This window comes from Microbacterium sp. Bi128 (assembly GCF_918698205.1).
The window spans coordinates 1-11795 of record NZ_CAKKMM010000104.1; the positions used below are offsets into that span (position 1 = coordinate 1).

At 65.3% G+C, this 11795-nt stretch carries 11 protein-coding genes; 3 read left to right on the top strand and 8 right to left on the bottom strand.

All coding sequences use genetic code 11. The features are described from left to right. Positions 1-1628: integrase (locus LQV45_RS09995; RefSeq protein ID WP_230006885.1), on the bottom strand; the 1628-nt coding region annotated here is incomplete at its 3' end. Between the two features lie 56 nt (positions 1629-1684). Beyond that, entirely contained in the window at positions 1685-2404 is a 720-nt protein-coding gene (locus LQV45_RS10000) for a TnsA-like heteromeric transposase endonuclease subunit (protein ID WP_005055286.1), read from the bottom strand. A 332-nt stretch (positions 2405-2736) separates the two neighbouring features. Between LQV45_RS10000 and LQV45_RS10005 the strand changes: the two genes are divergently transcribed. Next, on the top strand, positions 2737-3060 hold the full coding sequence (locus LQV45_RS10005; RefSeq protein WP_005054589.1) for a hypothetical protein: 324 nt from the start codon (positions 2737-2739) through the stop codon (positions 3058-3060). On the opposite strand, the gene LQV45_RS10010 is transcribed toward LQV45_RS10005, so the two are convergent. The 6 genes from LQV45_RS10010 to dnaB form a co-directional block, all read right to left on the bottom strand. Then, a complete protein-coding gene (locus LQV45_RS10010) occupies positions 3057-3788 on the bottom strand; it encodes a DUF6602 domain-containing protein (RefSeq protein ID WP_005054591.1) in 732 nt (243 codons plus the stop codon). The genes LQV45_RS10005 and LQV45_RS10010 overlap by 4 nt on opposite strands. A gap of 165 nt (positions 3789-3953) precedes the next feature. Next, the gene (locus tag LQV45_RS10015) at positions 3954-4475 is read right to left on the bottom strand and encodes a Mov34/MPN/PAD-1 family protein (RefSeq protein WP_052323164.1); all 522 of its coding nucleotides are present in this window, start codon (positions 4473-4475) and stop codon (positions 3954-3956) included. Then, positions 4472-5761 (bottom strand): ThiF family adenylyltransferase, encoded by a 1290-nt coding sequence (locus tag LQV45_RS10020; RefSeq protein WP_005054595.1) that lies wholly within the window; start codon positions 5759-5761, stop codon positions 4472-4474. The genes LQV45_RS10015 and LQV45_RS10020 overlap by 4 nt, the downstream gene beginning before the upstream one ends. A 13-nt stretch (positions 5762-5774) precedes the next feature. Next, positions 5775-6281 (bottom strand): hypothetical protein, encoded by a 507-nt coding sequence (locus LQV45_RS10025; protein WP_005054597.1) that lies wholly within the window; start codon positions 6279-6281, stop codon positions 5775-5777. 2 nt (positions 6282-6283) lie between these two features. Continuing rightward, positions 6284-7240, bottom strand: coding sequence for a hypothetical protein (locus tag LQV45_RS10030; protein WP_005054599.1), 957 nt, complete (start codon positions 7238-7240; stop codon positions 6284-6286). Positions 7241-7453: 213 nt separating this feature from the next. After that, complete coding sequence (gene dnaB, locus LQV45_RS10035) at positions 7454-8821, bottom strand: replicative DNA helicase (RefSeq protein ID WP_138176249.1); 1368 nt, start codon at positions 8819-8821, stop codon at positions 7454-7456. A gap of 604 nt (positions 8822-9425) precedes the next feature. Between dnaB and LQV45_RS10040 the strand changes: the two genes are divergently transcribed. Together LQV45_RS10040 and LQV45_RS10045 are read left to right on the top strand one after the other, a co-directional pair. Next, on the top strand, positions 9426-10496 hold the full coding sequence (locus LQV45_RS10040; RefSeq protein WP_230006886.1) for a hypothetical protein: 1071 nt from the start codon (positions 9426-9428) through the stop codon (positions 10494-10496). A gap of 80 nt (positions 10497-10576) precedes the next feature. Then, positions 10577-11795: hypothetical protein (locus tag LQV45_RS10045; RefSeq protein ID WP_230006887.1), on the top strand; the 1219-nt coding region annotated here is incomplete at its 3' end.

An 11795-nucleotide genomic window follows, 5' to 3' on the forward strand; every position in this document is an offset into this window, starting at 1 on the left:
TGGATCGACCGGGCCCGGTTGCGGTACTTCGCCACCGAATCCCCCGTGTAGCGAAGATTGTGAATCTCCACCCCATAGTGGTTGAACTGACGCTTCACCACCGGCAGCAGCTCCAACAGCACATTCCGGTCCGTCGGCATCCGCAGCGAACCCGCGACAGCGAGCCCCTGGTCATACTTCTGCGCCGGACTCAACTTCACACCCGGGAGGCTGGGATCGGCGAGCGACTCATGCGGGCGGAGGTGATAGACCGTCGCGATCCACTCGCGGATGATCTGCTCCAACTGCGGAACCGTATACACCGCCTCACCCTCAACATCGTCCCCACGACCCGACACGTCCGCACCCTTGTAGCCGGGGAGCTCCTGCAGGAGAGAGTCGAGAGTGCGAAAGAAGCGCTCCACCGGGCTCTTGTCGGTGGGCTGGTAGATACGGGCTGGCTGGATTGATATGCCCAGTCGGGCGCACGCGGTGGTGACATGCTCGGAGAGGAAAGGGCGACCGTGGTCCACGACGATCGTCTCGGGCAAGATGCCGGCGCGTGTGAAACGGGCGACATCGGTTCGGGTGGGGTCGACGAGCACCGTGTCAGGCACGCCGTGATACGGGACACGAGCGGCGGTATCCCAACTGCCCGGTAGGTCGAACGGCAGCATCGCTTCGACGAGAACACCGGACACGTCGATGGACTTGGTCGATCCTGGCGTCAAGCGCAGCCCGAGAATGCACCGTGAGTAGAGATCGATCGCGACCGTGAGGTCCGCGCAGACCCACTTGCCCGTCACCGGAGCGACGGCGAACACATTCAGTGGGGTGGTGTCAAGAAGTACGAACTCACCGGGACGTGACGCGGTCAACCGTCCGTAGGGAGCGGCGGGCCGGTTCGCGATCGATCTCTTTGCCTTCGTGGAACCCGCGAAAGTGCCTCGTCCGCGGGTGAGCTCGTCCAAGCCCCGGTATGCGCTGGCGGTGGACGGGAATGTGACGACGTCGGGGCCGTGAAGTCTCTCGATGCGTGCGCGGATCCGGGCGAGGATGATCTTCTTCTGCACCTTGGACTGATCGTCCTGCTCATCGAGTATCGTTCGCGCGGCGTCAACCCACCGCGGGTCGAAGTTTGTCAGTGCCGCACCCGTCCGTGACATCCGGGTATCGATGAGACCCGCTTCCCCGGTGTCTCGATACCGGGAGACCCATCGCTCCAGGGTCCGTAGGCCTATGTCGAGCTCTTTGGCCTTGGCCTTCTGTCGCTCTCGGAGCGGCCGTTGCGGGTGGTACTCCAGTCGTGGCTCGCCCTCTCGGGCGACCTCACGACTGCCCGACCGGTATCCCGTGAGCACCTCACGGACGTGATCCGCCCGATGGTGAGCACCCGCCTGAGCGGACTGGGTTGCGTCCGACCAGACAAGCATCAAAGGTTGCGTCTGCTCGTCGTCGCCCACCCTGCCTGGCACGTGCACTCTGCCGCCTTCCGACTCCGGTTGCAGCACATCGATCATGCGGAGACGGCGAGTGCGCCCATCCGCGGTGCGGACGATGACGGCGCCATCACCGATCTCCGCGACCGTGCACATCTTTCCGTCGTAGGCAATCTGGGCCCCCGGGCTGACCTTCCAGGTGTTCTTCATCGGACGCGTTTCCCTTCTCGTTGATCTGCGGGTGTGTGGATCGTCGCGCTCGACACTCATGTCTCCAGGAGGCTGGTGATGTCGAGCACGCGGGTGAGGTCCGTGTGCAGGCGCCGCGTCCACATCAGGTGCAACACAACGGACCGAGCCAATCGCGGATCGGCAGTGATCGCCGTGACAGCTCGCACCGCTTCGCCGAATGTGACCGGAGTGGATAGCAACTCTGCTGCGCCATCGACTTCGGACTCGAGGAACTGGAAGCGCCGCCTATACCCGGCGAGGAACCGCACGTTCGCCAGCACGACAGGATCGGGCTCGGATTGCACCCGGTACTCCCAGCCGTGCCCCTCGATCACGCGCCGCGACCATCCCAGAGAATCGCGCACTTTCGGGCGTGACAACTTCTCAGCCGGCTTCACATCAACCACGCACCCCGACTCATCGGCGTGGACGAACAGGTAATCCGGGACGTGCTTGCGGCGCGTGCCGCGATCATCGCCGTCGAGCAGAAACGGCTGCGAGAGGATCCACACCACCCGCGGGTCGAAGTCGGCCAGCAGCAGGTTCACATACTCCAACCGCGACTCGTACCCCACCGGGGCCTCCATCGTCGCCGACCAGTACGAGCCGGAGAAGTGTCGCTGCTTGCGGTACCAACGAAACTCCCGCCACGGCACCGCGGTATCGAACTGACGAAGACGAACATCATTCAAGGCGATGACATCGACGTGATCGTCTGACCTGCGAATCTGAACCGTCGACGCCAGCCCGGTCACAGCCCCGACGCTCCCTGGTACGACAACGGAAACGAACCAGCCCCTGCGGTCCGGCGGTTTGTGAACATGTCGCCATCATGGGCGCCCACACACGCGTGCATCCATGCACGAAACCACCACGAATACGTAACACACGTCATACCGAGTTGCTCTTGCGAATCGGTCAATTACGTACTACGTGACGTACGTTCTAGTGAATGTCACATTCACTGTACTCTCGAAACGACCAGAATCAAGTTGTGTACGTCAGATAGACAACACCGGGAAGGAAGTCGCCTCGGAATCACCTCGCGCACGTGCCGGACGTCGGTGACGTATGCGAAACTCGGGGCATGACGATAGTGGAGCCGATCGCACCAGCGGAGTCGCGGCTGTTCTTCGGCAACAGCTACATGAACGCTGTCGTCATAGAGATCGCCGCCCTCGAAGGCGACACCTTCTCTCCCAAGCAGATCGTCGAAGCGACTGGACTGTTGGGGAGCATCGTCCACCCACTGATCCACAAGCTCCGCGACGCACACTTCCTTGAGTTCGTCGGACGCGTGCCCGGAGAGCGGACCCTGCTCTACCGGATCCGTGACAACTACTGGTGGGAAGCCGCGCGACGCTACGCCGCCGACCGGGAAGCCGCATCGGCCGAGCGCACGGCTTCCTAACTGCCTGGGGACTGCAGCGGAACGTAATAGGCATCCAGATCGATTGCTAGAGCTGTTCCCAGCCGGGAAAGTGCGCGATACAGACGCGTCGCGAACCAGATCAGTTCCTGTCCTCCTGGGGAGTACGCGACCCCGTCAGTCTGATCGAAGGCGCCTCCTCGGACAGCAATGCCGAGATCGAGCCCCGTGGGCTGAGGCTCGGTGATCGAGCCCACAGCTGCAGCACCGCGGATATCTCCCCAATCAAGATCCGTGCTGAGAAAGACACCCAGGATCGGCTTGGCTTCCGGATCCTGAGCTGGATACGTACCGCCTGCATGCCGGATCTCCGCTGAGGTGCGGTGAAGTCGGCGAACGCTGGCGACCTTGTCCCGGGCGTAGTCGAGGTTCTCCTTGTTCATTCTGGGCTTCACCTCACAAACGGCGTACAAGCTCTCGACCGGCACGAAGCGGACGTCGCCCTGCTCGAAAAAAAGGGGCGAGTACTGTCGATCGAAGATCGCAATGTCGATCTGTCCGCTCTGTTGCCCGAGGGAGTCGATTGCGAAGATTGGCCCGACCCCGTATCGCTGGGGAAGAAACTCCCGGAGCACGCTGACCCATTGCTCCTCGGTGGCGTCACCCTTGGTGCCGGGATGATCTGTGAACTGCGGCATGAGCCCCAGCCCTGTGAGCATGTGGTCCTGCTTCGCCGTATATGCCTTGGCAAGGTCGAACGGTTCGGACATGGGTGGTCTCGCTTTCAATGGACGCGGCTGGGAGATCGCCCGCGGGGATGGTGTCGAATGTTCGTGTTCGGACGCCACGCGCTTTGTGTAGGTCCACGACGTAGTTCTACCCGTCGCGCATAGCGGTCAGCAATGATGTGGGCAGCGGCCGGTACTGGTGAAACCTCAACTTCGATGTTGGACTTCAGTGGCTTCGCCGGGTGGCATCTGGTTCCGCGAGCCCTGATCGGTTGCTGTGAGTGCGAGCGCGGCACGGTGGAGTTCGATGCCGTCTGGCGATTGCGCGAGCACCCATACGCTCAGGTGCGGGCGGGGATTCGGTGACCCAATAAGCGCGATGAATCGATGGAAGCGAAGTTCCAAGTCGACGAGGTGGGAGATGTAGGTGTTGAGATCCAGCGGGCTGGGTTCTGGCGGACCGTTGGGATGGGTGTGCCATTCTCCGATCCATTGTGAGCGGTCGACCTTGTGGGCGCGGTCCGCGGCGAGTTGGGTGTATTCGAGGTCACGGAGGAAGTAGCCGGGTTGGTGGACGGCGTTCGGACCGGGTGCGGAGGCGGATGTAATGACGAGGGCGTTTTCGTGTCCGAAGAGTGCACCGCCGGTTTCGAGCGTGGGGTCGCTTCTCGCGATGATCGTTCTGATCGATGTGAGCGCACCCTGGGTGATACCGACGGTCCAGCTCACGGGTGGCGATGGCATGCGGGGCAGTCCGGGTAAGGGGGCGTCGCGGAGGACCAGTGCGGGTGGAGTGCTCGTCGCGCATCGAAGGGGGCGGCGTAGCCGGGTGATGGGCGGAGGGCGATGACGAGGTTGTCATCGGTGAGGGTCTGATCGACTTCACCGGCGTTTTGCAAGAGAGTCGCGACGGCGACTTTCGCTGCGATGCTCCCAACGAGGTGAAGGTCTCCACCTATTGCGGTCATCGGGTTGTGTCGGGTGCCGTCCCCGTAGCCTCGGTCCAGGCTCGGTTCGGGATCGATCATTCCGTTGTCGCGCATGTATCGACGCTGACAGTCGAGGCATCCGACCTCGGGCAGTGCACGGATGCGCAGAATCTCTCCGTATCTGCCGTCGGCGAGGACGCAGGCGAACACAATCGGTTTGCCCGCACGGCGTGCAAGGTAGTTTGCGACGCGTCGGGGTTCGACTCCGTCGACGGTGCAGATGATGATGTCGGCGGCGTCAATCAGGGGTCGGGTGATGTTGGCGTTGGCGGTGAGGTCGATGGGCCATGGGCTGATGTTGCTTTCCGGCCACTGCCTGTTCAGGGATGCCTTTAATCCATCCACTTTGGACATTCCAACGCTCGCGGCAGCGAGGACGTGCCGGGGAACGTTGTGGAAGAGGATCTTGTCAGGATCGACCAGGTCGATGTGGCCAACTCCGTAGCTTGCGAGTGCTTCGGCTGCGGCTCCTCCGATGCTGCCGGCGCCTAGCAGGAGCGCCCGCGAGGTCGAGAGGAGGCTGGTTGGCCAGAGGCTTCCAAGGGCGGTCACATGCTGGGTTCCGTCCTGGATGTCCAAAGAAATGGGGCGGACGGTGTCGTTCGAGATCGTCCACGCCGACCAGGCCGGAAGCCGTTCCCCATCGCGGATCTCCGGAGGGTCGGGACAGAAGGTCACGGCGATGTGCCATTGGCCGGGAAGCGGTGCGATCGCCTGCGGGACGAGGGTCTGGAAGGCGTCGAAGGGCATTGTCGCGTGTTGGTGGGTGAGAAGGTACGCGCAAAACGCGGCGTCCGCCGGCACTCGGTACCAGTGGCCGACGCGATTGAAGTCGGCGACCGTGAGGAAGTGGTCGGGATCCTCCGTGAGATGGACGAGGTCCGAGTCTTCGTTCGAGAGGGCGACGACTATGGCGGCCTTGTCCGGTGCGGACAGACGGCAGGTGAGATTGCCCCACGCGTACGACTTGTCGATGACCTCCATCGCTTCGGTGGGCAACAGCACCAGCCAGTTCTCGCCACTCATGCGCTGTGCTCGGTCACGCTGTCTCTTCCGCGGTCGCGGTGATCAAGTGATCGAGTTGCTCGTCGGTGACGATGCCGTTGACTGTCATGTTCGGGATCTTGCCGCGCTGAAACAGGGCGAACTCGATCATCCATCCCGACGCTTTCAGGATCAGATCGCTGGTCCGCGAGAAGAGGTCCCACTGGTCGGCATCACGGAGCAGGCAGAGGCCGCCATTGGGGAGCACGTGGTACTGGGTGAAGCTTCGCAGGGTGACGTCGGGCTGCGGTTCCAAAGGGTAGAGGATTGGTGGGACCGCGGGGAAGCCGTGCCCGTACGCGACCCGCGCGCGCAGCGGCTGGTCGACGAGGTTTGACAGCCCGGCTGGTTCGGGTCGTGTGAATGGCCATACCGGGAGTGCGCCGCTGAAGTGACCGGCACCTTCGGGCGTCCACTCGAGGGCGGGGGCCACCGAACCGATGTCGTCGATCTCCTGCGCGAGACGACCCGGGTCATCCTCCCACCAGCTGCGGAGGATCAAGGTCAGCCCTGCGGGGAATCGCGAACCGGACGCGGCCCAGTCTCTCCCGCTCCACCGGGAGGCAGTACGAGCGGGAACGCAGTCCCGAAGACGGACTGCCAGTGACGTGTCGCGGCCGGCTGATCATTGGAGGCGACGGCCCGAAGCGCCGCGACGGCGTCAGCTGCTGCATCCTCTAGGGACCTGCGCAGACCGGCCACGTCCAGACTCGGCTGGATCAACCCGGAGAGCTCCGCGGGATCTTCAACGCGCAAGGAGTGCGTCGAGGCGTTGACGAAGAAGTTCTTCAACGCCTCGGGTCGGTTGTTGCTCACCGACAGGCAGTCCAACGCGAGAACCTCCATCACGAGCGACTTGACCGTGCCGGTCACATCTTCATGCTGACGCGACCAGTACTTGAGGACCCGGACCAGCGGGCGAAACAACGACCAGTCCTGCTGCCGCCGTGCGACCTCGTTGATGAGGTACTCAGGGTCTGCGAGCGACCAGCGCTCCTCCTTCTTGAACGGGATCAGGATCCCGTCCGGACGTCGCAACGCTGGCATCACATCGACAGTGAACGCGTTGTCCTGCTCCGGCGGATCGACGAAACACTTCGCGGCGCGATTGCGGTCGGCGGTGCGGATCAGGCGCACCAGCTGCGCGCGCGATCCGTGGGACACGGAGAGGAGATCGTTCACCAGATCATGGCAACGCTCGATCGCCTCTTCGGCAGAGCCCCCGTCCTCGCCCCAGTCCGGGTGCTCGTCCTGATCGAACTCGACCACGAGATCCACATCATGCACCGGCTGCAGCTGGGTGCTGCGGGCGAGCGAACCCGACCCCCACACCACCTTCACATCCGGCGCGGTCAGCAACGCGGACGTGAAGGTGTCGCGACGGTCACGGGCAATCTGCACGACCTTCACATCCGCGTCGACAACCGACTGCAGGGTAGCGAAAGACTCGAGAACCGTCATGGAGCACCTCTCCCCAGCGGCCCGGGTGCGGGCGCTGATTCAGCGTACGGCCGACCTCGGACATCTTGCGGAAGAGTCGCCGTCTCTCGTCCCGCATACTCGGCGCCCTCACGTCCGACTACATGCAGCGTTCTCAGGAACATGGCGGATCCGCCATTTGTCCGCCACTTCATCTGAGAATCCGCCATCTTCGCCGAGAACCTACAAACCGAACTACATCCCGGGCGCCATATCCGCGAACCGCGAATAGTGCCCCTGGAACGCGACGGTAATGGTGTCCGTGGGCCCGTTGCGGTGCTTCGCCACGATCAGATCCGCCTCACCGGCGCGCGGGCTGTCCTTCTCGTACGCGGCCTCGCGGTGCAGGAGCACCACCATGTCGGCATCCTGCTCGATCGAGCCCGACTCACGCAGGTCGGAGAGCGCCGGCTTCTTGTCGGCACGCTGCTCGGCGCCACGGTTCAGCTGCGACAGCGCGATGACAGGAACCTGCAGCTCTTTCGCCATGAGCTTCAGCGCACGCGAGAACTCGCTGACCTCCTGCTGACGCGACTCCACGCGCTTACCGCTCGTGAGCAGCTGCAGGTAGTCGATGACCACCATCTTGAGACCCTCGCGCTGCTTGAGGCGTCGGCACTTCGCGCGGATCTCGACCAGCGTCATGTTGGGGCTGTCGTCGATGTACAGGGGCGCGTCGTTGATGCGACCGCGAGTGGAGGCCACCGTCGTCCAGTCGCGCGAGTCGAGCGTGCCCTTGCGCATGCTCTGCAGCGGGATCGACCCCTCGGCGCTCAGCAGACGCATCGCGATCTCGCTGCGCCCCATCTCGAGCGAGAAGAAGATGCACGGCGCGTTCGACTTGATCGCGGCGGCGCGAGCGAAGTCGAGCGCGAGCGTCGACTTACCCATGGCGGGACGCGCGGCGAGCACGATCATCTGCCCCGGGTGCAGACCGTTCGTGAGCTGGTCGAGCCCGGCGAAGCCGGTCGGGATGCCGGTCATCGACCCGTCGCGACCGCGGGCGGCCTCGATCTCTTCGACCGCGGCATCCACCGCCATCGTCAGGGGGATGTAGTCCTCGGCGCTGTCGTCGCCCGACACGTTGTAGATCTCGGCCTGGGCGCTGTTGACGAGCTCGGTCGGGTCACCCTCGCCCGCGTAGCCCATCTGCACGATGCGCGTACCGGCCTCGACGAGGCGCCGCAGCAGCGCACGCTCGGCGACGATCGACGCGTAGTAGCCCGCGTTGGCGGCGGTCGGCACGATCGACGTGAGCGTGTGCAGGTAGTCGGCGCCGCCGGCGCGCTGCAGCTCACCGGTCTTGATGAGCTCGTCGGTGACAGCGACGACGTCGGTCGGCTCACCGTGCGAGTAGAGCGTGAGGATCGCCTCGAAGATCAGCTCGTGCTTCGGGACGTAGAAGTCGGGCCCGCGCAGCGTCTCGATGACGTCGGCGACGGCGTCTTTCGACAGCAGCATGCCGCCCAGAGCGCTCTGCTCGGCCAGGATGTCGTGCGGCGGCGTGCGCTCCTGACGCTGGGGTCCCCCGAGACGCTCGTTGGCGATGTCGGCAATCGACACAGGCACTCCTTCTCAGTTTTCGGACGCACTCGCCCCATCGACGACGTCCGGCAACGGATCACGTCGGGTGGGTCGAGACGACGACCTCGAGCAGCATCGAATCACCAAGTTCCGACATCGACGCGCGGATGGTGACGGGTGTGCCCGATGGGATGCACCCACGCTAAGGACCACCCCTCCTCCACGCAAACACCCCTGTGGATAACTCTGTGGACAGGTTGCGAGAAACGCCGCGATTGCTGTGCACAACTGCTGTGGACAACTCCGTGGATCATGTGGAATCTCTTCCGACAAAGCATCCCTGACCAGGCTTTTATCTATCCACAGGAAAGCTGGGGGAATCCTGGTTGAAGGATGAGTTGAAGGTTCTCGGACTTGACAAGAACATGTGTACAACTCGGGGGATAACTGCACCGGTCAGCTACTGACAACCGCGCTCGCTGTCAAGTCACGTTCGCATGCGGCGTGTCGGTCGGTTCCCCGCTGGTCACCGGCTGGTAACTGGGGGTTGGCTGAGACTCTGGCCTTCGTTCGGCGAGCGGCGTAGAGTCGCGCGTCATAGACACGTCATAGACGAGTGTCGATCGACTGTGGGGAGTCAGATATGGATGCCGTGGCTCGGCGAAGCGCACCTCCTGCGCTCCGCCTGCTCGGCCTCTCGCTCCTCGCGGCCCTCACCTGGGTCATCCTGTCGCTGACTCTCTCGACCTCGTCCGCGTCGGCGAACGACGACTCCCCCTCGGGCCTTCTCGGCGCGATCTCCGACACCGTGAACGACACCACGGGCACCGTGAAGGGCCTCGTCGGCACGGTCGACGACACCGTGGCATCCGTGGTCCAGACGGTCGAGCCGGTCACCGCTCCCGTCACGGCCGTCGTTCCCGAACCGGTCCGCCAGCCCGTCACCGAGGTCACGCAGACGACGGTGGATGCCGTGAACACGGTCGTCCACCGCGTCGACGACACCGCGGCGAGCGCCGTGGACGCCGTCACCGAGACCGTGTCGCAGGTCGCCGGCGTCGAGGTCGTCGGAACCGTCGTGGCCCCCGTCGTCGAGACCGTCGTCTCGGTGCCCGTGGTCGGCGGAATCGTCTCGGAGGTCGGCCTCGACGACGTGCTCACCGGCGTGGCCGACACGGTCGACGAGGTCGTCCCTGCCGTCGTCGGGACGCCCGGGGCCACCGACCCCCTGCTGCCTACGATCCCGGGCGGCACGGTCGACGAGGTCATCGACACCGTCACCCCTTCCGCTCCCGCGACGCCGACCCCTGGCATCCCCCCTCTCGACGGCACCGCGGTCCCCGCACAGCCCGAGACGACGGATGCCACGGTGCCCACGGCCGCGGCCGCCACCGTCGCGCACGGCTCCCCCGCAGAGCGCGTCCGTGCGGCGGCCGCGGCGTTCGCCGCCTCGGCGTCGTCGGGCCCGGGCGAGAGCTCTGCCCACGCCAGCGGCTCCCCCGCGCCCGCCGGACCGCCCGTCACGCACGCCCTGGGCGATGGCATCCCGGGTTCGTCTTCGGCATCCGTGTCGTCCGGCGGAGCCTCCCCCGCGGCCGCGCGCCTCGATGACCGCGCGGGCTCGCCGACCTTCGTTCTTCTCTCTCGCAGCGCACTCGTCGACGACGATCTCCCCGGCGCACCCACCTTCGCCACCGACGTCTCCCCTGACTGAGGCGGGCCGCGTCGTGCTCCCGCACGACACACGGTCCCGCGCGTTCGCGCACCTCATTCACACCTCAGGAGAGAACTCTCATGCGCAAGATCTACTCGCGCGCCATCCTCGGCGCGCTGATCGGCGGCGGCTTGGTCGTCGTCGGAACCGGCATGGCACATGCCGCGGAGACGTCGGGCACCGACGACCTCCTCTCGGGCGACCAGGCGATCATCTCGGTCGACCTGCCCGTCACCCTCGGCGGCAACGCCGTGTCGCTCCTCGGCGACAGCCATTCCTCGGATGCCACGACCTCGGTGCCCGCGTCGCAGCCGGCGCCGGACGTCACCACCGACGGCGGCGACGGCATCGGTTCGGGCAACCAGGGCATCGTCTCGATCGACGTGCCCGTCACCGTCGGCGGCAACGCCGTGTCGGTTGTCGGTGACAGCCACACAGAGGATGCCGAGACCTCGGCGCCCGCGCCGGCCCCCGCTCCTGCGGAGGAAGCGGCGCCGGCTGCCGACGTCGAGACCGACGGTACCGACAGCCTCGGCGGCGGCAACCAAGCGGTCGTGCCGATCTCGGTGCCCGTGAGCATCGGCGGCAACGCCGTGTCGGTCGTCGGTGACAGCCACAGCGAGGACGCCGGCACGACCGGCGGCGCGGTGGGCGGCGGCGGCGCGGCCTCGGGCGGCTCCGGTGACGTAGAGACCGACGGCTCCGACAGCTTGCTCGGCGGCAACCAGGCGGTCCTGCCGATCTCGGTGCCTGTCACCATCGGCGGCAACGCGGTCTCGGTGATCGGTGACAGCCACACCGAGGATGCGGCCACCACCGGCGGCGCGGCCTCGGGCGGCTCCGGTGACGTCGGGACCGACGGATCCGACAGCCTCGGCGGCGGCAACCAGGTGATCGCACCGATCAGTCTGCCCGTCACCATCGGCGGCAACGCGGTCTCCGGTATCGGTGACAGCACCTCGGAGAACGCCACCACCGGCGGTGCGGGCTCGGGAGGCTCGGCCGGCGACGTGTCAACCGACGGAACCGACAGCATCCTCGGCGGAAATCAGGGGGTCCTGCCGATCAGCCTGCCCGTCACCATCGGCGGCAACGCGGTCTCGGGCATCGGTGACAGCACCTCCGAGAACGCCACCACCACCGGCGGCACCAGTGGCGGCCTGATCGGTGGCGTGACCACCGACGGCAGCGACAGCATCCTCGGCGGCAACCAGCTGATCATTCCGATCAGCCTCCCCGTCACCATCGGCGGAAACGCGGTCTCGGTCATCGGCGACAGCACGACGGTCGGTTCCGAGA